The sequence below is a fragment of the Psychrobacter sp. DAB_AL32B genome, from assembly GCF_002224105.1.
Classification (GTDB): Bacteria; Pseudomonadota; Gammaproteobacteria; order Pseudomonadales; family Moraxellaceae; genus Psychrobacter.
On record NZ_NEXU01000095.1, the window covers coordinates 1 to 24,539 of the forward strand.

General features: G+C 42.8%; 18 protein-coding genes. 3 read left to right on the forward strand and 15 right to left on the reverse strand.

Going from position 1 to position 24,539, the window contains the following annotated elements; genetic code table 11:
* Positions 1–130 precede the first annotated feature (130 nt).
* From sucD to sdhC, 9 genes are all read right to left on the reverse strand, one after another.
* The gene (sucD, locus tag CAN34_RS11190; protein WP_079690606.1) at positions 131–1,006 is read right to left on the reverse strand and encodes a succinate--CoA ligase subunit alpha; all 876 of its coding nucleotides are present in this window, start codon (positions 1,004–1,006) and stop codon (positions 131–133) included.
* 139 nt (positions 1,007–1,145) lie between these two features.
* On the reverse strand, positions 1,146–2,312 hold the full coding sequence (gene sucC / locus CAN34_RS11195; RefSeq protein WP_079690605.1) for an ADP-forming succinate--CoA ligase subunit beta: 1,167 nt from the start codon (positions 2,310–2,312) through the stop codon (positions 1,146–1,148).
* 190 nt (positions 2,313–2,502) lie between these two features.
* A complete protein-coding gene (lpdA, locus tag CAN34_RS11200; protein WP_089555728.1) occupies positions 2,503–3,954 on the reverse strand; it encodes a dihydrolipoyl dehydrogenase in 1,452 nt (483 codons plus the stop codon).
* A 260-nt stretch (positions 3,955–4,214) separates the two neighbouring features.
* Complete coding sequence (gene odhB, locus CAN34_RS11205) at positions 4,215–5,453, reverse strand: 2-oxoglutarate dehydrogenase complex dihydrolipoyllysine-residue succinyltransferase (protein WP_079690603.1); 1,239 nt, start codon at positions 5,451–5,453, stop codon at positions 4,215–4,217.
* 156 nt (positions 5,454–5,609) lie between these two features.
* Entirely contained in the window at positions 5,610–8,495 is a 2,886-nt protein-coding gene (locus CAN34_RS11210; RefSeq protein WP_089555729.1) for a 2-oxoglutarate dehydrogenase E1 component, read from the reverse strand.
* Between the two features lie 993 nt (positions 8,496–9,488).
* Positions 9,489–10,199 (reverse strand): succinate dehydrogenase iron-sulfur subunit, encoded by a 711-nt coding sequence (locus CAN34_RS11215; RefSeq protein WP_089555730.1) that lies wholly within the window; start codon positions 10,197–10,199, stop codon positions 9,489–9,491.
* A 191-nt stretch (positions 10,200–10,390) separates the two neighbouring features.
* On the reverse strand, positions 10,391–12,241 hold the full coding sequence (gene sdhA, locus CAN34_RS11220; RefSeq protein ID WP_079690600.1) for a succinate dehydrogenase flavoprotein subunit: 1,851 nt from the start codon (positions 12,239–12,241) through the stop codon (positions 10,391–10,393).
* A 409-nt stretch (positions 12,242–12,650) separates the two neighbouring features.
* Positions 12,651–13,037 (reverse strand): succinate dehydrogenase, hydrophobic membrane anchor protein, encoded by a 387-nt coding sequence (sdhD, locus tag CAN34_RS11225; RefSeq protein ID WP_227516758.1) that lies wholly within the window; start codon positions 13,035–13,037, stop codon positions 12,651–12,653.
* Between the two features lie 20 nt (positions 13,038–13,057).
* Positions 13,058–13,444 (reverse strand): succinate dehydrogenase, cytochrome b556 subunit, encoded by a 387-nt coding sequence (gene sdhC, locus CAN34_RS11230; RefSeq protein ID WP_079690599.1) that lies wholly within the window; start codon positions 13,442–13,444, stop codon positions 13,058–13,060.
* Positions 13,445–14,469: 1,025 nt separating this feature from the next.
* Between sdhC and gltA the strand changes: the two genes are divergently transcribed.
* Positions 14,470–15,750: a citrate synthase gene (gene gltA / locus CAN34_RS11235; protein WP_089555731.1), complete on the forward strand. Its 1,281-nt coding sequence runs from the start codon at positions 14,470–14,472 to the stop codon at positions 15,748–15,750.
* 68 nt (positions 15,751–15,818) lie between these two features.
* Here the strand turns inward: gltA and CAN34_RS11240 are convergent, their stop codons facing one another.
* Both CAN34_RS11240 and CAN34_RS11245 read right to left on the reverse strand, forming a co-directional pair.
* A complete protein-coding gene (locus tag CAN34_RS11240; RefSeq protein WP_089555732.1) occupies positions 15,819–16,820 on the reverse strand; it encodes a hypothetical protein in 1,002 nt (333 codons plus the stop codon).
* A 64-nt stretch (positions 16,821–16,884) separates the two neighbouring features.
* A complete protein-coding gene (locus CAN34_RS11245; protein ID WP_089555733.1) occupies positions 16,885–17,418 on the reverse strand; it encodes a type IV secretion protein Rhs in 534 nt (177 codons plus the stop codon).
* A gap of 303 nt (positions 17,419–17,721) precedes the next feature.
* Here CAN34_RS11245 and CAN34_RS11250 point away from each other — a divergent pair, with 303 nt between their 5' ends.
* Both CAN34_RS11250 and ribBA read left to right on the forward strand, forming a co-directional pair.
* Positions 17,722–19,011 carry a replication-associated recombination protein A gene (locus CAN34_RS11250; RefSeq protein ID WP_089555734.1) on the forward strand — a complete coding sequence of 430 codons (1,290 nt, stop codon included), beginning with the start codon at positions 17,722–17,724 and terminating at the stop codon, positions 19,009–19,011.
* Positions 19,012–19,343: 332 nt separating this feature from the next.
* Positions 19,344–20,456 (forward strand): bifunctional 3,4-dihydroxy-2-butanone-4-phosphate synthase/GTP cyclohydrolase II, encoded by a 1,113-nt coding sequence (gene ribBA / locus CAN34_RS11255; RefSeq protein WP_089555735.1) that lies wholly within the window; start codon positions 19,344–19,346, stop codon positions 20,454–20,456.
* A 131-nt stretch (positions 20,457–20,587) separates the two neighbouring features.
* Here the strand turns inward: ribBA and CAN34_RS11260 are convergent, their stop codons facing one another.
* The 4 genes from CAN34_RS11260 to hemC form a co-directional block, all read right to left on the reverse strand.
* A complete protein-coding gene (locus CAN34_RS11260) occupies positions 20,588–21,085 on the reverse strand; it encodes a thioesterase family protein (protein ID WP_079690593.1) in 498 nt (165 codons plus the stop codon).
* A 218-nt stretch (positions 21,086–21,303) separates the two neighbouring features.
* Positions 21,304–22,242, reverse strand: coding sequence for a hypothetical protein (locus tag CAN34_RS11265; protein WP_089555736.1), 939 nt, complete (start codon positions 22,240–22,242; stop codon positions 21,304–21,306).
* A gap of 95 nt (positions 22,243–22,337) precedes the next feature.
* Positions 22,338–23,342, reverse strand: a complete 1,005-nt coding sequence (locus CAN34_RS11270; protein ID WP_089555737.1) for a uroporphyrinogen-III synthase — start codon at positions 23,340–23,342, stop codon at positions 22,338–22,340.
* 103 nt (positions 23,343–23,445) lie between these two features.
* A complete protein-coding gene (gene hemC / locus CAN34_RS11275) occupies positions 23,446–24,501 on the reverse strand; it encodes a hydroxymethylbilane synthase (RefSeq protein ID WP_089555738.1) in 1,056 nt (351 codons plus the stop codon).
* Positions 24,502–24,539 lie beyond the last annotated feature (38 nt).

Below are 24,539 nucleotides of genomic sequence, written 5' to 3' on the forward strand. Positions count from 1 at the left end.
AAATGTATTTTTCATACCATCACGTAAAGCAGTTTTTAAAACAAAAAAAGACACCCCATGGTTGGGGTGTTTTTATGGTATATCAAGGCAGTTCTAGTAGTTAAGCAATAGGTTAAGACAGACGCCTATATTACCAACCAGTAACTTCTTTAAGCTTGTCACCTAGTTTAGATGGGTCACGTGTATACGCGATACCTGCATCTTCAAAGGCTTTAAATTTCTCTTCAGCAGTACCTTGACCGCCTGAAATGATAGCGCCAGCATGACCCATGCGCTTGCCTTCAGGAGCAGTGACACCAGCGATATAACCAACGACTGGCTTAGTGACATGGTCTTTGATATAAGCGGCTGCTTCTTCTTCAGCAGTACCACCGATCTCACCGATTAAGATGATAGCTTCAGTTTGTGGATCTTCTTGGAACAGTTTTAGCGCATCAATCTGGTTCATACCTGGGATAGGATCACCACCGATACCGATACAAGTTGACTGACCAAAACCAAGCTTAGTCGTCTGAGCAACCGCTTCATAAGTCAATGTACCAGAGCGTGAGATGATGCCTACTTTACCTGGCATATGGATGTGACCTGGCATGATACCAATTTTGCACTGACCTGGAGTTATAACGCCTGGGCAGTTAGGACCGACCATACGCACGCCGTCTGCTTCTTCAATATAACGCTTGGCTTTTAGCATATCTAAAGTAGGTACGCCTTCAGTGATCACAATGATCAACTTCACGCCCGCGTCTACTGCTTCAACGATAGAATCTAGTACAAATGGAGCTGGTACATAGATAACAGAAGCGTCAGCTTGCGTGGCTTCCATCGCTTCAGACATCGTATTAAATACTGGTAGACCTAAATGCGTTTGACCGCCTTTACCTGGCGTTACGCCGCCAACTACTTTAGTACCGTATTCGATAGCTTGTTCAGAATGGAACGTACCATTTTTACCGGTGAAGCCTTGTACCAATACTTTGGTATCTTTATCGATTAATACACTCATTATTTTTTCCTTTATTCGGTTGTCTTGTAATAGCCACTTGATGGTTTGTCGACCATTAAATGTTAACGATCTATTTTTATACCAGCAAGCCGCTATTACGCTTTGACTACGATGTTTATTTGCTTAAGCGTTTAAGAGCTTAGGCTTTAACAGCATCGACAATTTTTTGAGCAGCGTCTGACAAGCCTTGAGCTGAAATAAGATTCAGACCAGAATCTTGTAGAATCTGAATACCTTTTTCAGCGTTGTTACCTTCTAGACGTACAACAACAGGTACTTTTACGTCAACTTCTTTGATAGCAGCGATAATAGCTTCTGCAATCATGTCACAACGTACGATACCACCGAAGATGTTGATTAAAACGCCTTCAACGCTGCTGTCTTCAAGGATAATCTTGAATGCTTCAACAACGCGATCTTTAGTTGCACCGCCGCCAACGTCCAAGAAGTTAGCAGGCTTGCCGCCATACAATTTGATGATATCCATGGTCGCCATTGCAAGACCAGCACCGTTTACCATACAACCGATGTTACCTTCTAGGGCAACATAGTTTAGGTCAAACTCAGCTGCTTTAAGCTCACGCTCATTTTCTTGTGACTTATCTTGTAGCGCTGCGATTTTAGGCAAACGATATAGCGCGTTTGAGTCAATACCGATTTTGCCATCAACACAAACAATCTCGCCATTTTCACGAACCGCTAATGGGTTGATTTCAAGCAATGCAAAGTCATTTTCAACGAATGCTTGATAAGCACCAGTCATCAATTTGACGAACTGATTGATTTGTTTGCCTTCAAGACCCAATTTAAACGCCACTTCGCGCGCTTGGTAAGGCATTAAACCTACTAATGGATCAACGTTTACTTTGAAGATTTTTTCTGGCGTTTCATTTGCCACTTCTTCAATATCAACGCCGCCTTCTGTTGATGCCATGAACGTTACGCGACGCGTAGAACGATCAACAACGGCACCAAGATATAGCTCAGTTTGTACTGGGTACATATCTTCTGCAACCAATACGAAGTTAACTGGTTGGCCATCAGCGTCAGTTTGGAAAGTAACTAAGTTAGTACCGATAAGTTCTTCAGCAACTTGCTTGGCTTCTTCGCGAGTCTTAACCAATTTAACACCACCCGCTTTACCACGGCCACCAGCATGTACTTGGGCTTTGATAACGGCGATATCAGTTGGGGTTTTATCAAAAGCTGCAGCTGCTTCGTCGCCATTATAGGCAATGATGCCTTCTTGAATCGGCAAGCCGTAGCTTTTTAATAGCTCTTTTGCTTGATACTCATGTAAATTCATTGATTGAATCCTTTATTTTTTACCATTAATAAAAAGTGAAAATAAGTACGTGGCAAAATTTTCTGCTGCACTTAAGACTGACGCACCAATATGACTATTAATCAAAACAGGGCGACAGCCATATCATCACTTAATAGCTATCTAAAATACTTAAAATATCGTTACTTAAAATATTTTCAGCTTTTCAAATTTACTTACGCTTTTTACGCTGGATAGCGTGAATAGCGCGACCATCTGCGGATAAAGCTGCCTCGTGAACTGCTTCAGATATCGTTGGATGTGCAAAAGTCATCAGTTGCAGATCTTCAATACTAGAAACAAATTCCATCGCAATCATACCTTGATGGACGATATCGCCAGCACCAGCAGAGATGGCGTGCATACCTAATAGACGATCTGTTTTAGCATCAGCGACAACTTTAATAGAACCTTGCGCTTCGCTTTGAGCAAGCGCACGGCCGTTAGCAGCTAGGTTAAATGAACCGGTTTTAACTTCATAACCTGCAGCTTCAGCTTCTTGTTCAGTTAAGCCAACCCATGCAATTTCAGGATGGGTATAGATAACATTGATAATAGTGTCATAGTTAACTTGGGCTTTTTCGCCATGAATACGCTCAACAGCCATCATGCCCTCTTCCATTGCTTTATGCGCAAGCATAGGACCGCGGACTAGATCACCGATCGCATAGACACCATCAAGATTGGTTTTACACTGGTCATTGACATCGATAAGACCACGTTCAGTCAAAGCAATACCACTGTCTTCACCCAGTAACTTTTCAGAATAAGCACGGCGACCGACACAAACGATGAGTTTATCGAAGCTCTCTTCGCTAGACTCGCCTTTAGTTTCACTAGTAACAATAACTTGATCGCCTTTTACTTCAGCATTGGTCACTTTGGTATCGACACGGATATCAAGACCTTGCTTTTTCAGCATTTTACCAGCTTCTTTAGCGATGTCTTTGTCAGCTGCTGCTAAGAAGCTAGGTAATGCTTCATAGACGACCACTTCAGCGCCCAGACGACGCCATACAGAACCAAGCTCAAGACCGATAACACCGGCGCCGATTACGCCTAAACGCTTAGGTACGGCAGTGAAATCAAGCGCGCCGGTAGAGTCAACGATACGATCGCCATCAGTCTTAGCAACTGGGATATCGATAGGCACTGAACCTGCCGCCAAAATGACATTTTTTGCAGTAATAGTCGTTTCTGCTTCGTCAGCAAGCGCGGTAAATTTAACTTTTTTATCAGCGCCCTTACCGTCTTCTAACGTGCCCCAGCCTTGTAGCCAGTCAACGCCATTGCCTTTTAATAACGCTGCAACACCGCCCGTCAATTGCTTAACGATGCCTTCTTTACGAGCTATCATTTGCTCGATATCGATAGCGACGTCGCCGGTGCTGATGCCATGCTCAGCAAGATCATGCTTAGTAGCTTCATAGCGATGCGAGCTATCAAGTAACGCTTTTGATGGGATACAACCAACGTTTAAGCAAGTACCGCCAAGCGCTGGCTCACCTTTATAAACGCGCTTTTCGATACAAGCAACGCTCATACCCAACTGCCCTGCACGGATTGCGGCTTCATAACCACCAGGTCCGCCGCCGATGACGACTAAATCATAACTGTCTTTCATAACACGTTCCTATTTCTAATTTTAGGTATCATATAAGCCAATTTCATCTCGTTAGTAAACAATCGACATATCTACTCGATAACCAATACGATATCTAAGTGTTAGATAGTAGATGCATTTAAAAAGACGATAAAGATGGCTGCTAAATGTTCTTAGCTTGTTGCTCATAAGATAGAACTGAAAAAGCTAAGAGGCACTAAAAGATAATCTAGACAAAGTTAAAAAGCTTGTATCAGCAGGACTGATACAAGCTTAAGAGCTTAGAGGTCTAGTAATAACATGGCTGGATCTTCAACCAATTCTTTGATAGTTACTAAGAACTGTACAGCTTCTTTGCCATCAATCATACGATGGTCATAAGATAGAGCAAGGTACATCATCGGTAAGATTTCAACTTTACCATCGACTGCCATTGGGCGGTCGTTGATCGCATGCATACCTAGGATAGCAGTCTGTGGCGGATTCAAGATAGGCGTCGACATTAATGAGCCAAATACACCGCCGTTTGAGATAGTGAATGTACCACCAGTCATGTCTTCCAGACCAAGCTTACCTTTTTGGGCAAGACCACCTAGCTCACGGATTTTGCTTTCGACATCCGCCATGCTCATGCGATCGGTATCACGCAATACAGGAACGACTAAGCCACGATCTGATGATACCGCAACACCGATATCATAAAAACCATGATAAACAATGTCATCGCCATCTAGTGAAGCATTTACTGCTGGGAAGCGTTTAAGTGCTTCGGTCGCCGCTTTCACAAACAATGACATAAAGCCTAGACGTACACCGTGACGTTTTTCGAACTGGTCTTTATACTTAGCACGCATATCCATCAACGGCTTCATATTAACTTCGTTGAACGTCGTTAGCATCGCTGTTTCTTGTGATGCTGATAACAAACGCTCAGCAACACGCTTACGAAGGCGCGTCATTGGAACACGTTTTTCAGTACGCTCGCCAGTTGATTCAGCGACTGGACGACCACTATCAGATTTGATAGAGCTGTCTGCTTTTAGCGTTGGGTTTGACATGTCAGTTTTAGTGACACGACCGCCGCGACCACTACCTTCGACATCTTTAGGATCTACGCCGCTTTCTTTTGCTGCTTTACGTACTGCAGGACTTTGATCTTTATGGTCGGCTTCATCTTTTTTATCGGTAACTTGTACTGGCTCGCCGCCATCTGTCGCTTGCTTCAATTGTACCGGTGCTGCTGGTTGATCTGGATCGACTGCTGGCGCAGCAGCATCCGCGCTGGCACCTGCTTCAAATTCAGCAATGAGCTCGTCAGACAAAACCGTGTCGTCTACTTGCTTAACGATTCTAGTGACCACACCATTATCTGGCGCAACCACTTCTAATACAACTTTGTCAGTCTCGATTTCAGCTAATAGGTCATCACGGTTAACTTGTTGACCTTCAGTGACGTGCCACTCAACGATTGTGCCATCGGCAACTGATTCTGGAAAAACGGGGGCTTTGATATCAGCCATCGATATACTCCTTAGATTTGGATATTACTATTTATAATTAAGTCGTGATAGGCAGTCAGTACCTTTTTAAAGTCTATTACTTAGATTCTTTTACAAAGTACTGACTGTTATCGCCTGATGCATTTATTTTATATAATCTGTTATTTAAACAATCTACTATTTAGACAGCTCATCTACACTGATACCAAGACCACCAGCGATCAAATTCTGTTGCTGTTGGATGTGTAGTTTTGCAGAACCTGTTGCAGGTGCCGCACTAGCAGGACGCGCTACCGGCTCCATCACTTTTGCCTTGGTTGGATGCGGTACTACGATACGGAACATATGCGGTGCTAAATAATACCAAGCACCTTGGTTAAGAGGTTCTTCTTGTGTCCAAACAATTTCTTTTAGATTGCTATACTTTTCAATTTCAGCAATCAAACGCTTTTCTGGTAATGGATAAAGCTGCTCGATACGAACGATCGCAACATGGTCTAAACCTAATGCACGACGCTGTTCTAGTAAGTCATAATAAACTTTACCACCACATAGCACCATACGAGTCACGTTGTCCGCATTTTGCTGATCCATCTCTGGCAACACGGTTTCAAATTTACCATTAGCCAATTCTTCAAGGTTTGATGTGGCAAGTTTATGACGCAGCAAACTTTTCGGCGACATAACGATTAACGGCTTGCGAATTGGGCGCACCGCTTGACGACGTAACGCATGATAAATCTGCGCAGGCGTCGTTGGCGTAATGACTTGCATGTTGTCTTCAGCACATAGCTGTAAGAAGCGCTCAAGACGAGCAGATGAATGCTCAGGACCTTGACCTTCAAAGCCATGTGGCAATAGCATGGTTAGACCGCAAACACGCTGCCATTTAGTCTCACCACTTGAGATAAATTGGTCAATAACAACTTGGGCACCGTTGACGAAATCACCAAACTGCGCTTCCCATACGACGAGTGCATTTGGCACTGTGGTCGCATAACCATACTCAAAAGCCAATACCGCTTCTTCTGATAACAATGAGTTATAAGTCGCAAAACGGGCTTGTGTTTCACTCATGTGAGCAAGTGGCACATACATGCTGCCATCTTCAATGTTATATAGCTCACTATGACGATGCGAGAAGGTACCACGGCCTACATCTTCACCAGTAATACGTACCAATACTTTATCGTTATCGACCAGTGACGCGTATGCTAATGTCTCGGCAGCACCCCAGTTTAATGGCTCTTCGCCTGTTTGCATGGCTAAGCGTTGTTCGACAACTTTTTGTACTTGGCGTTGTAACTTATAGCCTTCAGGCATCTCCGCCATACGGCGGCCATAACCTTTTAGCACTTCGATATCGACGCTAGTATCCCAATCATCGACCAAGTCATGACCAAGATAAGGTTTCCAATCGACAAATAGCTCTTCGTTAGGCTCGCTTACCAATGAGTTGGCAACATATTCACCGCGGTCTAAAGATTCACGATATTCATCTTCGTAGCGTTTTTCATCTTCTTGGCTAAGCAGACCTTCTTCAATAAGCTTTTGCGCATAGATAGTACGAGTGGTTGGTAGCTTCTTAATCACTGCATACATCAGTGGCTGGGTCGCTGAAGGCTCATCGGCCTCGTTGTGACCATTGCGACGATAGCAAAAGAGATCAATGATGATATCTTTATCAAACTCGTGACGATAATCTAATGCCAATTGCGCCGCAAATACCACAGACTCAGGATCATCGCCGTTTACATGTAAAATTGGCGCATGAACCATTTTTGCCACATCGGTACAATATTCGGTTGAGCGTGCATCTTCTTGACGACTGGTAGTAAAACCAACTTGGTTATTAATAACAATATGTACCGTACCACCCGTGGTATAAGCGCGGGTTTGTGACATTTGGAAGGTTTCTTGCACCACCCCTTGACCAGCAAATGCGGCATCACCATGAATGACGATTGGTAATACTGAATTACCCGTCTTATTTTCATGAAGTGGCTGATCGTTACGACGTACTTGACGGGCGCGTACAGAGCCTTGTAATACTGGAGCAACGATTTCAAGATGCGATGGGTTAAACGCTAATGCTAAATGTGTCTCGCCACCTGGAGTCATCACGTTTGACGAAAAACCATTATGATATTTAACGTCGCCTGAGCCTTTTTCTGGCTGAACTTTGCCATCAAATTCGTCAAACAAATCGGCTGGATTTTTACCTAGAATGTTTACCAGTAGGTTTAAACGTCCACGGTGAGCCATACCGATAACCATCTCTTTAGTGCCATAACCGCCAGCACGTTGGATGATTTCGTTAATAGCAGGAATAAAGCTTTCGCCGCCCTCTAGACCAAAACGCTTAACGCCCGTGTACTTACGAGCAAGATACTTCTCTAAACCTTCTGCTGCGGTCAGGCGCTCAAGAATAGATAAACGTTTTTCTGTATCAAATTTGATATACCCTAGATTGCTCTCGAGATATTTTTCCATCCAGCGCTTTTCTGTGCTGGTGGTCACGTGCATATACTCTATGCCAATATAACGGCAGTAGACGCGCTCCATGATTTCAATAATCTCGCGTAGCGTTGCTTCATTCTTACCAATATTTAAATCATTGGTAGGAAATACCGTATCGAGATCTGCTTCAGAGAGATTATGATAAGCAAGGGTTAGGTCTTCTATTTCCGCGCGTGGATTTAGATTTAATGGATCAAGCTTGGCATGGCGATGACCGCGGCGACGATAGGCAGAGATCAGTTGCTGTACACCCATTTTTTTAGGGCTGCCAACATTGTCTGACTTACCAGTAGCAGAGTTATTCGTTTCAGCGCTGACCTTGTTAGCCGTCTGATTGCGCGCTAGCAACAAGAACTGGTCTTTAATGGCATTGTGCTGCTCATCATTTGGCGACTTGTATTGTTCAAAATATTCTTGCCAATCTGTATCGACGCTACTAGGATCGTCTAGATATTGCTCATAGAGCGCTTCAATATAATTGACATTATCAGCGGCCAGTTCAGTTTGGTCTACGCTCACTGCTTCTTTAGTTATACTATTCATAATAATCGTCTATTTGATAGATAAATGAATGGAATCGTGCTTATTATTGTTTAATCGGTTGTATGCTAGCTATTTAATACTATTATTTAAAAATTGACCGTTACAACCGCTGCATAGTCTTTTACAGAAATGGTCGAATCATGACTTTTTAAGGTTAAACGCTCATTAAATTTAGTGGCCATTTAACGATAAAAATCATAATTACAATACCGAGACTATCATTATAATTATTTGTGAACGTCCAGTTTTCTCATATGGCTCGTTTCACAACATTAATTTATATATAATCCTCTCAGCTATAACCAAATCATTAACCATAAGGTTTGAACCGAACGTTTTTTCTTTCAGCTGGCCTATTTATTGGCTATTTCTGCTGAAACAACGTTCTACGGTAGCTTTTTGAAGATTATTACGCTAAATACATATTGCCGTATAGCGTAACATGCCTACTTTATAGGCCATAGTTTGTTTGTTCAATACTAGGTATTTAGGTAATGAATATTGATTATCATTTTTAGCGACTTATAAGTGGTCTCTATCAATTCATACAGACACTTTTATAGGTGTTTTTTATCGCCATGTTACTTATATAAGTGACAGTCATTCTCAGTCCTACTATCATACATATTCTAAGGTTGTTATTTATGTCTATGATATTAGGCTAACTGCGCGTTTTTTCTACGTTTATGGGTTTTCTTTTTCAATTATATAGACAGACGGACCATATAGCAGGTCTTCTTACATATGACCAACGTATTGTTAATACGGCCTTACTTCCAATAACTTATTTTACCATTCTCTCTCAAGCATTAATCCCCAACTATTCATGTCTTCATGTTTTGACAATGACTGTCGTTTATGAAAAAAAATACTAGCTTTTGAGTTGGTAAAGTTGCTAATAGTTAGGTTTTTTGACTAATAAAAAACACCACCTAAGACCAGGTGGTGTTTTTTATAGCGCTATTATAAAGCTAATTGAGCAAAAAAGGTATATTAACCTGCTTGATCGATCAACAAATTACGCAGATGACCAATGGCTTTGGTTGGATTTAAGCCTTTTGGACATACTGACACACAGTTCATAATACCACGGCAACGGAATAAGCTGAATGGATCGTCTAAACGAGCCAGACGAGCACGCGTGTCCGTATCGCGGCTATCAGAAACGAAACGGTTGGCATTTAGAAGTGCTGCTGGACCTAAGAACTTATCAGGGTTCCACCAGAATGATGGGCAGCTGGTTGAACAGCAAGCACATAAAATACACTCATATAGACCATTTAACTTGTCACGCTGCTCAGGTGACTGCAAACGCTCTGTTGCTGGCGCTGGCTGGTCATTGATCAAGAACGGGTGTATTTTTTCATATTGCTCGTAGAATTGGTTCATGTCGACAACCAAATCACGAACCACTGGCAAACCTGGTAATGGGCGAACCGTTACTTTTTCAGGCAAAGTGTTCATGTTGATTAGACATGCCAGACCGTTTTTACCGTTAATATTCATGCCATCAGAACCACAGATGCCTTCACGGCACGAGCGACGGAAGGTGAGGGTTTCATCTTCCTTTTTTAGGCGTAATAATACGTCAAGCAACATACGATCTGAGTCTAGTAACTCAATCGTATAAGTTTGCATGCGTGGCGCTGCGTCCAGATCAGGATCGTAGCGATAAATCTCGATGGTGCGAGTACCTCGGCTCATAATGCTAAACTCCACACGTCGGTGATGGCGAGCGTACAAGGCTTGCAACCTAAAGATTGCAATATATCAGCGCTAATACTTCTTAAGTATAGCGCTGATATCAGCTCGTAGCTGGCGGTCACCTTTTTAATAAATTAATAAGGGATAAACATTTATGCTGTTCGTATAAATCAAGCGCACGCAGTCTAGAATTAATAGACTCGGACTTTTGGCTCGATATAATCAACTGTCAATGGTATTTTACGAACTGGCTTATAGATAACTTTATTACCTTCAGAATACCATAAGGTATGCTTCATCCAATCGTTATCGTTACGACCATTTGGTGCATATTCATCATCTTCAGGACGGTCATAATCAGAGACACTGTGCGCGCCGCGGCTTTCATGACGTTTAGCAGCAGATATCATCGTGGCTTTTGCCACTTCATAAAGGTTTGCCACTTCAAAGGCTTCAATACGGGCAGTGTTAAAGACTTGTGATTTATCAGCCAAATGGATTTGGTCAATCTTGTCACCTAGCGCTAGGATTTTTGCAACGCCTTCGTCCATCATTGCTTGCGTACGGAATACACTCGCATGCGTTTGCATGGTCGCACGAATCTCATCCGCTACATCTTGTGCATTATAGCCTTCAGTCGACTGTTGTAGCTTGTCTAAACGACCCACGGTATAATCAAGCACGCGAGGATCAAGTGGCTTATAGTTATGGTCAGCATGATGGAACTCATCAACGATATGCTTACCGGCAGCGCGACCAAACACTAGTAAATCTAGTAGTGAGTTGGTACCTAAACGGTTGGCACCGTGCACACTAACACAAGCACATTCACCGATGGCATAAAGACCTTTAACGACGTTGCCCTTTGCGTATAGACCATCTTCATCAGTGCCTGCTTCTAGATCCGGTACAATCACTTGACCATGAATCGTGGTTGGAATACCACCCATCATATAGTGAATGGTTGGGATAACTGGAATCGGCTCTTTTGTGATATCGACGTTGGCAAAGTTTTTACCAATTTCAAATACTGATGGCAGACGCTTCATGATGGTTTCAACGCCTAAATGCGTCATATCCATGACGATATGGTCAGCATTTGGACCACAACCACGACCTTCTTTAATTTCTTGGTCCATAGAACGTGATACTAAATCACGTGGCGCCAAGTCTTTAACGGTTGGCGCATAACGCTCCATGAAGGCTTCGCCATCTTTATTACGTAAGATCGCCCCTTCACCGCGGCAACCTTCAGTCAATAGCACGCCTGCGCCATGAACCCCAGTTGGATGGAACTGCCAGAACTCCATATCTTGCAATGGAATACCGGCGCGTACTGCCATGCCAATACCGTCACCAGTATTAATATAAGCGTTGGTAGATGCTGCAAAGATACGACCAGCACCGCCTGTTGCTAATACCGTAATCGGTGATTGGAATACCGCAACCGTACCTGTTTCTTGTTCAATCGCAATAACGCCATTGATATTACCGGCGTCGTCTTTGATCAAATCAAGGGCAATCCACTCGATAAAGAACTCAGTACCTTGCTGTAGATTTTTCTGATATAACGTATGTAATAGTGCGTGACCAGTACGGTCAGCAGCAGCACAAGCACGTTGTACGGCCTTTTCGCCATAGTTTGAAGTATGACCACCAAACGGACGTTGATAAATCGTGCCATCTTCGTTACGGTCAAATGGCATACCCATGTGCTCAAGCTCGTATACCACTTTTGGTGCTTCACGGCACATATACTCAATCGCGTCTTGGTCACCTAACCAATCTGACCCTTTAACGGTGTCATAAAAGTGAAAGTGCCAGTTGTCATTGCTCATATTACCCAAACTTGCGCCAATACCACCTTGCGCTGCAACGGTGTGCGAACGGGTTGGGAATACTTTGGTAAGGACTGCAACCTTCATGCCCGCTTCGGCTAAATGCAATGAAGCACGCATACCTGAGCCGCCGCCACCAACGATGACCGCGTCATAGTTCAGGGTTTTAATATTGCTAATGGTATTATCTTGTCTAGTTGCCATTACGGTTTTCCTAATGCCTGTTAATGCTTAGAAGTAAATAAAAAGGTTGTTGTATCAATTATCGTATGACAAGGTTGAATAAATTTTTACTTCAATCCTGCTTACTTTCATCAACTTGCTTGCTATCATCAAATAGCAAGCAAACAACCTTCAACCACTCAATTTGCATATCTATCTTTATATTGGGTCCACTCACTGACTAAACCATGATGCATCTATTATATAAGTGACTGGTTAAGTCAGTGGTGTCCAACGCTATGATTGGCTATGACTATTTTTGGCTACTAACGGACTTTTCTAAGACAAATCAACTGTTTTAAAACAATCTAACAGTTAATAAATCGCTCAGATCAACCCGCTCTTATTGATAACTATCAAATAAATAAGTATCGAAATTCATGACTAGTGGTTAAACAGCAACAACACCGAAGCCATTACCCCAAAAAATCATGATGCCCCAAAATAGAAAAACTAAAATAGCGATAATCATTAATGACTGTAGTACCAAACGCAGTCCTGCTGCGCTTGAGCCCAGTTTTCCAGTTGTAATATAATCGGTAAAAACTGTCCACATCCCAACCCAAGCATGACCCGCTAGCGCTAAAACAGCAAGCAAGCTAAACAGACGCATAGGCAAACTGGTCATAAATTGTGACCATTCAACGAAGCTCACATCACCATGAGTTAAAAAGAAGCCCAGTAATACCACGCTGTATACGGCTAAAATGACCGCACTGATACGCTGGATAATCCAATCGCGTGTGCCTGAGCCCGTCAGACCCGTTGCGCTTTTGATTCCTGAATCATTTTTTATCATTAGAACATCACCCATACAAATGACGCGACAATTAAGATTGCTGCAATTACAAAGCTAATCATAGAAGCGGCACGGCCAGATTTTAGCTCTTCGTTCATGCCCATATCAGCAAATAAATGCTTGATACCCATCACAAAGTGATAAGCGATAGCGGCGACAAAAATCCACGCCAAAAAGCGAACGAGAACATTGTCAAACACGGTTTCAAAACTCTCAGGCGACGCCAAAGAATTCTGCAATAACCACAGCATGACAGGGATAAGTAGAAATAAAACAATGCCAGATATACGATGCAAGATTGAAGCAATTGCAATCGGTGAGCGGTTCACGCTAATCACTTGGCTTAAGGGCAGGTCAATAGGTCGGTTGCTTTTCACAGCGGGCATCCTTTTTGCGGTTATGTCTGGTAGTTACTTATGATTTAGCAATCGTCTGCCAAATACACTGAGCACCACACAAGACGAATAAAGTAAGGAAGGGCTAGCTGACGTCGTTTAATTTGCACTAAATTTGAAAGCTGGACATGGGTTATACGGTCTTTATAGACGGTGTAACATAGCTCTTTAAATGGATACACCCTTTCAACAGCACTCTTTTTACTTACTTTTTAACAGTAAGAGCGAAGCATGGGGTAAATCGATTAACTATTCTATTTTTACTGGTTGCCATTAACAAAAAAAGATAACGCCGTTGTGTCATCTCTATATTATCATTTTTTGTTAAGGTAAACTTCACTGTCGACTATTTAAAAATAGAACAGTTAACAAGAATATTCAAGCGATAAGCTAAGTTCGGTCTATAAACTGACTGTCCAATCGTAACAAAGTATGAGCAAAGCAGAGCTTTCCCCGTTATTTATTAAAATGACTTATCAATTTGCGCAAAGCTAGTGCCAGTTAAATCCCTACAATTATAAAATGACTGAGCCCTAATTACAAATTTATCCCCTGAATAGTGGTTATTAGAGATTAATTAACAAAAAACTGGCTATTTGCAATATGAATTCATTAGTATTACTCAGGCTTGATAAATCATAAACCCAAACGAATTTGGCGGTCACTCATACTCTGTCTGTTTCATCGTATGTGAGATGAAGTATTGGCGCTGATTATCTAGCTGAAAACGCTTTACTATTATAATGTTAATGAGAATCATTACATGATGATAAATAAGCTTGTTTACAGCCAGATTACTGATTAGACATATTTTGATACAAAGTTTACAGTACATAAGTACTCTGAAACCACGACAATCACAGACATTGCAGGTAAAAGTCTTTTCAAAACCTAAGTAATAACTGCTAATATAGCCTGCATATTAAATGAGTTAAATTCATTTTAACCATTTGTGACGCGAGGGTATGCGTCTCTATATTTTTATTCTAACAAGTTAAAGCACTGGAGATTAAATTATGGCTGATAATCAAGCCACATTAACCGTAGATGGTAAGGATTACCAACTTCCTATTACCGAAGGGACTTTAGGGCCGTCAGTTATCGATGTTGCTGCTTTCCAAAAAGCTGGCTACTGGACTTATGATCCAGGCTTCATGGCCACAGCGCCTGTTGAGTCAAAGATTACTTTTATTGATGGTGGTAAAGGCGAGCTATTGCATCGTGGCTACCCTATCGACCAGTTAGCAAACAATGCAGAATATTTAGAAGTGGCTTATGCGCTGATTCATGGCGACCTGCCTAATGCTGAGCAAAAAGCTGATTTCTTTGAAAAAATCCGTAAGCACACCGGTGTTCATGACCAATTGCGTAAATTCTTTGAAGGCTTCCGTCGTGACGCCCATCCAATGGCAATTATGGTTGGTGTCGTTGGTGCTTTATCAGCGTTTTATCATGAAAACCTAGATGTTAGCAATGAAGAACATCGTGAGATTACCGCGATTCGTCTAATCGCTAAGATGCCAACGCTTGCTGCGATGAGTTATAAATACTCACAAGGCGAACCGTTCATGTATCCACGTAATGACTTCAATTATGCGGAAAACTTCTTATACATGATGTTTGCAACGCCTGCTGATGTTGATTATAAAACCAACGACGTCATCACTCGCGCCATGGACAAAATCTTTACCTTGCACGCTGATCACGAGCAAAATGCTTCGACGTCTACGGTACGTTTAGCTGGCTCTACTGGCGCAAACCCTTACGCTTGTATCGCTGCTGGTATCGCCGCCCTTTGGGGTCCATCACATGGCGGCGCCAACGAAGCGGTGCTTGAGATGCTAGATGAAATCGGTTCTGTAGAAAACGTGCCTGAATTCATGGAAAAAGTGAAGAGCCGTGAAGTGAAGCTGATGGGCTTTGGTCACCGTGTTTATAAAAACTTTGACCCACGCGCACAAGTACTGAAAAAGACTTGTGACGAGGTGCTACAGGCTCTAGGTATTGACGATCCAAAGCTTAAACTTGCGATGGAACTTGAGAAAATCGCCTTAGAAGACCCGTTCTTCATTGAGCGTAACCTGTATCCAAACGTTGACTTTTACTCTGGCATCATCTTAAAGGCCATCGGTATCCCAACCTCAATGTTTACCGTTATCTTCTCATTGGCACGTACCTCTGGCTGGATCAGCCATTGGCTTGAGATGCACAGCGCACCGTTCAAAATCGGTCGTCCACGTCAGTTATATACTGGTGAGAAACAACGCGAATTCGTTAAAGTAGAAGACCGTAAATAGTTTTTAGCAATGCATAAAAAATCTCGCCATGTGCGAGATTTTTTTATTTTATGGCTAGATTTGACAGATTATTTAAACTCTTTTAGCGTTTGCTCATATTTGGCGATTTGCTCATCATAGCCTTTGATAGTTTCGTTAAACTTCGACATCAGCATCTCGAACTCTTTTTGTTGATTTAATTTCATTTGCTGCATATCTAGCACTTGCTGCGCTTCTATCTGCTCCCACACTTGATGTTGAATAATCAAACGCGCCAGTGCTGGGCTTTTGGCGCTGACTCTACCAGCAATTTCCGCATCTTCAAAAAGCTGTGGCACTAAGGTTGCGATATCAATCAACGTATCAACATCTTCTGCACTTAGTGGCGTGGTCACTGGCTGATAAAGGGCTTCCATCGCTTGTTCATAGCGTTCTATAATCTGCTCTTCGGTCAATAGGACAGGCTTGCGTGGCTCTAAGCTAATACGTTTTAACACCGTTAAGTCGCGCTCACCAACTTCGGTACTGGTATTAATTTCAGTATCTGTAGCAGGTTTATTATCAATATCCGCTATTGAAACAGGGTCTGCTGAATCAAGCGCAGCTGGTTCAAGCGCTGTACTATTATTAGCACCTGCTGCAGGCAAACTATTACTATCGGTAGTTTGTTCATTGTTATTTTTAGTATTACTGTCAGCAGAATCAGTTGCGCTATCAACCAATAAAGAGCTTCCATTACCGGAGGCATCAGCAGCTTGCAACGACTCATACTCTGCTTGCAAACGCTGCTGTAGTCCTTGAAATTGAGTCACATACAAAGGCTGAAACTGCTCTATACGTGCGGCAGCTGAGTCACTTTTCGGCATAGGCTGGCTATCTTCAGCCCTCATTTGCTCGCTGGTTTTCTCACTATTTTGAGCATTATCCGGCACAGTTTCGTCTGCTGCTTGTTGCTGACAACCACTCAAAAACAATATGGCTGTCAGTGTGGCTGCAAGTAACATTGGAGCTTGACGTGGAATCATGATGCCTTGATTTGCAAGGTTATGATGGGCACCCGTATGAGGTGTTGCGAGCAAAAGTTTAAACATCCGAGTACCTATCCTTTATTAAAAGCAGAATATTAAGTAGTAATATAGAGAGTAAACATAAAAATTAAACGTTGAATGAGTTGTCGCTATGCTGAGTATTATTAACAGACTGCCCAGCTAGAAATGGAATACAGGCTTCTAAATCCTGACAGTCTTGTCCACGCTGACGACGAATAAAGTAATCTTGAACCATACGTGCTTGTTGCTCAATACCGTACTTAAAAAAAGATTTACCCACCTCTAACACATAGTCATAGCGACGATTAATGATAGCGCCGCGCACCACTTTTAAGCCACGCTGTAGTTGCCAAACGTGCGTCAACTCATGTATAAGCCAGCTTTGTTTACTCAATGACGCCTCACTAAAGTCTTCGATCCAGTCTGCCGGATGAAAATAAATATGACCATTCGGGCTAACGGCATAATTTTTGAGTACCCACCAAGCCGTTTTAAGCTGAATATCATCAAGGCTGAGACTGTCACCAAATACTGAGCGTGCCAGTACTATTTCTCCAGCAGTTAGCTTACGGGAATATCGTTTTGCAGCTCTAGTAGCTGGATCATGATTGAATAAGCGTTTAAAAGTTGACTGCAACATTATTAATATCATCCGTTATGTTTGATATATTAGGCTGATAGAGAGAGTTAATCCCTTAATAAGGGTAAAAATCTAAAAAATAAAGTCTTAAAGACATAAGCTGTACATTTAGCTGACTTTTATTAACGTAAATCTGCGTTAGCCTAGCCCATATGATAGCCATTAATGACAATATTAATTATGTATAGTGTATTCAAGATAAAAGAAATATACCTAAAAATAGTGTTTATTAATATAAAAAATTTAAGTTCTCATGCCGCTGTAGCCAATTGATAACCATTCGATTTTATAATAGAGAGCCTTATGCCGCCTAACTTTCATGCTGATACTCCCCTCGCCCAGCGCATGCGCCCTACGACGCTCGATGCTATTATTGGTCAAGAGCATTTATTGGCAGCAGGCGCACCATTACGGCGCTTAGTGGAACAAGGACACCTGCCCTCTATTATTTTGCATGGCGAAGCTGGTATTGGAAAGACGACTATAGCAATGCTATTAGCAGATGCGGTTGGCAGACCGTTTCATGCGTTATCAGCCCTGAATACAGGGGTAAAACAATTACGTGAAGTGTTGGATAGTAAGGACTCGTTAAGCTTTGAGTCACCGGTGGTCTTTATTGACGAGATTCACCGCTTTAATAAAGCCCAGCAAGATGCATTACTCGGCGCCGTAGAATCTGGTGATATTACCTTGATTGGGGCGACGACCGAAAATCCATCTTTTAGCGTCAATAACGCTTTATTATCACGTTGCCAAGTATATCGTTTACAGCCGCTCACACCTGAGCAAATCAGCGCGGTATTACAGCGTGCGCTTTTAGAAGATAAAGTATTGAAAAACTTAACGGTAGATTTGCAGGCGCAAGAGACTATCAGTCAATTGGCGCATGGTGATGCAAGAAAAGCGCTAAATATATTAGAGCTAGCGATTCAAACCGCTGATTCTAATCAATCACCGCTTGTTATTGATGATGCACTGGTCGCCCGTGTCGCCCAGACCGCGCTGGTGCGTTATGATAAAGATGGTGAGCAGCATTACGATATTATATCCGCCATGATAAAGTCCGTCCGTGGCTCAGATCCAGATGCAGCGCTATACTGGATGGCCCGCATGTTAGTCGGTGGTGAGCCAGCAGACTTTATCGCGCGGCGTTTGGTCATTTTAGCCAGTGAAGATATTGGCAATGCTAATCCCAACGCCTTACTTCTCGCTGACGCTGCTCTGCGTAGTGTGCAGTCAATCGGTATGCCAGAAGCGCGTATTATATTAGGGCAAGTGGTGGTTTATCTTGCGACCAGCGCTAAAAGCAATAGCACCTATAAAGCGATTAATGCGGCAATGGCACTGGCAGAAAAAGACGCCTCGCCTGTCCCTTTACACTTGCGTAACGGCGTGACCAAGCTCATGCGTGAACAAGGCTACGGTAAAGACTATGCTTACCCACATAATTATCCCAACCATTATTATGCGCAAACTTATTTGCCCGATAATTTAGTAGGCACATGCTTTTATGAATTTGCCGATAATCAGCGTGAGCAGCATAGCGAGAAGTTTATGGATTGGCTCAAAAGCCAAGCAGCAAGTAATGATTGATTATTTGAAGAATTTCTTAAAATGACTGCTCTCAAAACCATTATTCAAAGATAATAGTATTTATCATTAATAATACTTATCGCTATTTTTGACATACTAATTGAGATAGTAGGAAGATGAAGCAGCACGTTGGGGTGAAAAGCGTTAAAATGACCTCATAATGATATATAGAAGCTAATTGAAAGAGTCATTTTTATGGCGGTTTACTCTGACTGCAGCGCGCTTTGCTTTAGCACAACAGCGCTTTGACCAATCTACTGCTACAATAAGCAGATAACGCCTTATATCACCAATCACGCCTATCTATAAATAATAAAAGATTGAGACTTCCTATGAGTTTAAATACGATTCCTGAGATTATCGAAGACATTCGTGCTGGAAAAATGGTCATCTTGATGGATGATGAAGATCGTGAAAACGAAGGCGATATCATCATGGCAGCGACCCACGTCCGTCCTGATGATATTAACTTCATGATTACCCATGCACGCGGTTTGGTTTGTCTAACCTTATCACAAGCACGCTGCCAGCAATTGGCGCTGCCGCTAATGTCAGACCGCAATGAGGCAAAGTTTAGTACCAACTTTACCGTCTCTATCGAAGCAGCTGAAGGGGTGACAACTGGTATTTCTGCTGCCGATCGCGCTCGTACCATCCAAGCAGCGGTTGCATCAGCCGCAAAGCCTGCTGACATCGTGCAGCCTGGGCATATTTTCCCAATTATGGCACAAAATGGCGGCGTTCTTCACCGTGCAGGTCATACCGAAGCGGGTTGTGATTTGGCTCGACTGGCAGGTCTAGAGCCTGCAGCCGTTATTGTTGAAATCATCAATGCTGATGGTACGATGGCGCGCCGCGATGATCTTGAAATATTTGCAAAAGAACATGACATCAAAATAGGTACGATTGCTGACTTAATTAACTATCGTATCGCCAATGAGCAAACGGTAGAAGAGATTGAGTCGCATCCGTTTGAGACCGAATATGGGACGTTTACTTTGCATCGTTTTCGCGAGTTTGGTGCTGACGAGACCCATTTAGCCTTAGTCAAAGGCGATGTGAGCCAAGGCGTTAGCACCGTGCGCGTCCATGGATTTCACCCACTACGTGACTTGTTTGCTGCCAAAAATGACACGACCGGACGCAGCGGTTGGAGTGTGCAATCTGCTCTAAAAGAAATTAATGCCTCAGAACGCGGCGTGCTGGTCTGGATTGGTAGCCATCAACCGATTGATTTGGGAGACGCATTGGATAAAGCGTCTGCCAATGAATCTCTCTCAACCATTGCGCAGCAGCCTTATCGCAGCATTGGTGTTGGCGCGCAGATTTTACGCCACTTAGGGGTTCGTGATATGCGCCTATTGTCATCACCGATGAAGTTTTACGCTTTGTCAGGTTTTGATTTGAATGTCGTAGACTTTATTCATGCACCAAAGCAAGATTAATAAGGTTGAATAAACCAACTTAAGCAACCAATACTACTGTCAAACTGACTAAGAAAAAGGGCGTACTAACTTAAGTTAGTACGCCCTTTTTCTTTTTACTAAATATTCAAATATAAAAAACGAGACAATACTTATAATTTAGGTGTATGACCAACGGTTGCTTCTAATGCCAGCAGCCGTGCACGCTCTTCAGTTGTCCACGGTAATTTATCTTTGCCTTCACTATCTAAACGTACCACTACCGCCTCAGCAGTAGCAACGACTGCACATTGCGCGCTGCTATAATAGCTGTACTCTATAACTATACTGGTTGTGCCCAAACGCTGACAACGTACGCCTAATAATAACGTATCAGGATAAGTCACTGGGCGTAAATACTGGCAGCTTGATTGTGCCAATACCGTGACCATGCTGCCATCAAACATGCCTAACGCTTGCAAATAGCCAATACGTGCTGACTCAGCATAGCGATAATACACCACATTATTTAAATGATTAAAGGCATCCATCTCACCCCAATGAATCGGCTGATGGTGAATAATTGGATAATGTGACAGCTCTTCAGGGCCATGTTCATGGTTAGCTGAGATATCAGGCGTTGAATTTGTGGTTTGATGCAAGCTATCCATAACTGTCTGTCTCTTGTTTTTTATATAGTCAGTTCAAAATAAAAGCGATACGATTGTGAGAACGTGCTATTGCTATAATTTTTTCTTGCTTGCTGTTCGCAGGCGTGACAGAGGCTGCAAAGAATTTATAGCTAATAGCACTTTATCGTTTTTAAAATGAATCTACTATACTAATAAATTTTTTAAGCAATATATTAAATCATCAAAGTATCAAATCATTAACGTTGGGACTTGTTTAAAATCTGAGAGGTCAACAATGGCGTTGGTTTTGGCGCATTAGCAATCAGCCGATCTAACCAGTCTATGACTTCTGAGATATCAGTAGGCGATGATTTGGTTTGCAAGTTATTTTTGTTAGACGGTTCTTTGGTTGCCGCTGATGCTGGACGAGACATCTTATTGTCAGTATTAGCATTAGATGCTTTGGGTACTGATTTTTGAGAGTTTAGAGTTTGCAACTGCTTTCGCGCTTGACTCAGATAAGTAATCAGCTGCTCACGCTCGCGCATATTGCTGGCTTGAATCGCTAGATTCAATGTCATAATGACTTCGTGTATCGTGAGCTGTCTGCTCGTTAAGTTTATATCAGAATTAACAGCACTCTCATAGCTGTGCAAAAACTCCTGAATATTTTGGATAGCTATATTTTGTAGCTGCCAAGGACTGGGCTGAGAGCTTCTTGCCTGTAAGCGTTCGATATCTTTTAGCAAGCTCTGTTTAATGACGATGGTGAGCGCTGGGGCAATCTCATTACTGCTTTGGGACAGCTGCCAATGTAGGCCGCGCAACAAATCAATCGCTGCACTGTCGTTATTGTCTACCAACAACCTATCAGCAGCTTGAATTTGAATACGTAATAAATCCAACTGGTTTTGAGCTTGGCTACTAGCGGCAGTGCTAGGCGTCGGCAACGTCTGTTGACTCACGGCAAATAAGCGGTCGTCCATCTCGTTTAAGCGGCTGACCACTTGCTCATTACTTTGCAAGCGCTCATTAATATTATGCTGAAAACGCTGCTGACTGATGTATAGCCATAACAATGCGGCAATCAGCAGCAAAATAACCACCCACTGCAGCCGCACCAAGAACATATTTGCTTGGCGGCGCTGCTGAATAGCAGAAGGCTCCTTCGATAACGATTCAGAGTTCATTGACATAAGGCAGCACCGTTCATGATTAATAATTTTAAGCGCATAAAGTACAGTAAACGCTTTGGGTTTTCAGTAGTTAAAAAAACCACCCTATTTAAACTTTATAAATAAGTAGGATGAATAGCAGCGAGAATGGTTGCTGGCGCTAAATCTTCCACACGCCAATAACTTAACTGCTGAGCAGCGAGCATATTGGCCAAACGTTCACCCAATACTACATAGGCAAAATCTGCTAGCTCAAGCGCTACATTATCTGTTATATCTTTATTTGATGTTGATTTTAATCCCTGCTCCGCTACTGCTTTAACGACACTTTCCCAATGCTCAAAGGCAGTACCACTACTTATAATAACGATGGGCTTTGGTTGTTCTACTGATAGTGTTTGCGGCAAAGACTGTTGCACAAGGAGTTGTACTAGCCACTGTTGATACTGCGCCATGGCATCGATAGGCATCGTGCGCTCGTACCAAGCAATGCTATCGATATGGACACCGCGCGCCTGTAGCGTATCGACCAATAATCGTCGCCCACCAAGACCGCGCCACACCAGCAGCTTATCCCCTGCTTGCAGGCTTTCAATCTCAGGCATCGCCAGCATACCTTCGTTATTGGCAATGGTAGGCTGTAGTACCTGATAGCTGGCAGATGGCAATTTTACCTCATTTAATACCGCGGCAGTCGCTTCACCAACAGCGATTAGATGGCTTGGCGCTGCTAAAATCTCAAAGTTTTCCTCTATGCCGCCTATGCCATCTATTTCTTTATCAGTCGTGTCTTTATCAGTCGCGCCCTTAGCTTGACGTTCACGCTCAAGCAACTGCCAAGCAGCCAAACCTGAGGCTGCCGCTGTCGGACTAACGATAACGAGTGCTTGATACTCACCTTCTAGCCATTGGCGCATCAGTCTCATATCGTCGTCGGTGGTTTGGCGCGGTTGCAGTGTCAACATCGGCATATCAATGACTGACATACCAGCCGCTTGTAGATGTTGCGTCAGCGGTGCGGCACGCTCTACTGGGCGCGTATTGATGACAACTTGCGCCAGCAATGACGGCTTATCAATAGGTTGATTTGAATCCGTGGACTTAGGGGATGACCAAGACATAAACATACCGTAAAAAAAGCGGATGGAATTAGCATAATCATAGAGTAATCTAAACAATGATCACTCTATGATTGAGGTGGTTAAATGTTATCCAGTTTAGATATTATTCAGGATGATAAATCGCTGATAAAATAGCACCAGCACCAGCGTCCAATAACATCTCAGCAACTTCGATGCCCAGCTGGTTGGCTTGGGCTTCTTGCTCAGCTTGACTGCCCGTTAACGTCAGGCGCTTTTCAACTTTAAGCAGCTCGCTACCATCTTCTTGACCGACGCGACCACGCAGCCATAATGTGTCACCAGCATCATTGTTACCATTTTGGCTATTAGCGTTTTGGTTCTTACCACTATCGTCATTACTGGTATCTGTTGCCCCAGCCATTTGTAATACTGCATAAGCTGCGATCGGTACTTGGCAACCACCTTGCAGATGGCGATTTAATGCGCGCTCAGCGATTAAACGGATACGGGCTTTGTCATCATTGAGTGGTGCTAGTAATTTTAATACTTCAGCATCATCTTCACGACATTCAATCGCTAATGCACCTTGCCCAACAGCTGGCAAGCAAATATCGATATCTAATTCACTGCGAATACGCGCATCAAGCTCAATGCGCTGTAGACCACTGGTCGCTAAAATAATAGCATCATACTCGCCCGCATCTAACTTTCTTAGGCGCGTACCGACATTGCCGCGTAGAGTTTTAATTTGTAAATCTGCACGATAGGCTTTGATTTGACACTGACGACGCAAACTGGCAGTACCGACTACCGCACCTTGTGGCAATTCATCGATACTATTATAAGTGTTGGAAACAAAGGCATCCGTTGGCGAAGCACGTTTGCAATAAACACCCAGCATTAATCCTTCCGGTAACTCCATCGGCACGTCTTTTAGAGAATGCACCGCAATATCTGCCTGCCTCTCATATAAGGCTTGCTCAAGCTCTTTGACGAATAAACCTTTACCGCCAATTTTAGCCAGTGGTGTATCCAAAATCTTGTCACCTTTAGTGACAATTTTTAGTAGATTAATCGTCATCTCAGGATACAACTCTAGTAGCCGATCACGAATATGCTCAGCTTGCCATAATGCCAATGGACTTTGGCGCGTGGCGATATTTAAGGTAGTCAAAGCAGGTTGCTTCATGGTGCTCATAAAAGGCCTCAATAAGTTCGATACTAGAATGTCAGTGC

Excerpts from the sequence above, each read along its gene's own strand:
- CAN34_RS11265 (WP_089555736.1), bottom strand. The coding sequence starts at position 22,242 with ATGTCAATGAACTCTGAATCGTTATCGAAGGAGCCTTCTGCTATTCAG.
- hemC (WP_089555738.1), bottom strand. The coding sequence starts at position 24,501 with ATGAGCACCATGAAGCAACCTGCTTTGACTACCTTAAATATCGCCACG.
- sucD (WP_079690606.1), bottom strand. The coding sequence starts at position 1,006 with ATGAGTGTATTAATCGATAAAGATACCAAAGTATTGGTACAAGGCTTC.
- CAN34_RS11250 (WP_089555734.1), top strand. The coding sequence starts at position 17,722 with ATGCCGCCTAACTTTCATGCTGATACTCCCCTCGCCCAGCGCATGCGC.
- sdhC (WP_079690599.1), bottom strand. The coding sequence starts at position 13,444 with ATGCCCGCTGTGAAAAGCAACCGACCTATTGACCTGCCCTTAAGCCAA.
- odhB (WP_079690603.1), bottom strand. The coding sequence starts at position 5,453 with ATGGCTGATATCAAAGCCCCCGTTTTTCCAGAATCAGTTGCCGATGGC.
- CAN34_RS11210 (WP_089555729.1), bottom strand. The coding sequence starts at position 8,495 with ATGAATAGTATAACTAAAGAAGCAGTGAGCGTAGACCAAACTGAACTG.
- sdhA (WP_079690600.1), bottom strand. The coding sequence starts at position 12,241 with ATGGCAACTAGACAAGATAATACCATTAGCAATATTAAAACCCTGAAC.
- sucC (WP_079690605.1), bottom strand. The coding sequence starts at position 2,312 with ATGAATTTACATGAGTATCAAGCAAAAGAGCTATTAAAAAGCTACGGC.
- lpdA (WP_089555728.1), bottom strand. The coding sequence starts at position 3,954 with ATGAAAGACAGTTATGATTTAGTCGTCATCGGCGGCGGACCTGGTGGT.
- CAN34_RS11245 (WP_089555733.1), bottom strand. The coding sequence starts at position 17,418 with ATGTTGCAGTCAACTTTTAAACGCTTATTCAATCATGATCCAGCTACT.
- CAN34_RS11240 (WP_089555732.1), bottom strand. The coding sequence starts at position 16,820 with ATGTTTAAACTTTTGCTCGCAACACCTCATACGGGTGCCCATCATAAC.
- gltA (WP_089555731.1), top strand. The coding sequence starts at position 14,470 with ATGGCTGATAATCAAGCCACATTAACCGTAGATGGTAAGGATTACCAA.
- CAN34_RS11215 (WP_089555730.1), bottom strand. The coding sequence starts at position 10,199 with ATGAGCCGAGGTACTCGCACCATCGAGATTTATCGCTACGATCCTGAT.
- CAN34_RS11260 (WP_079690593.1), bottom strand. The coding sequence starts at position 21,085 with ATGGATAGCTTGCATCAAACCACAAATTCAACGCCTGATATCTCAGCT.
- CAN34_RS11270 (WP_089555737.1), bottom strand. The coding sequence starts at position 23,342 with ATGTCTTGGTCATCCCCTAAGTCCACGGATTCAAATCAACCTATTGAT.
- ribBA (WP_089555735.1), top strand. The coding sequence starts at position 19,344 with ATGAGTTTAAATACGATTCCTGAGATTATCGAAGACATTCGTGCTGGA.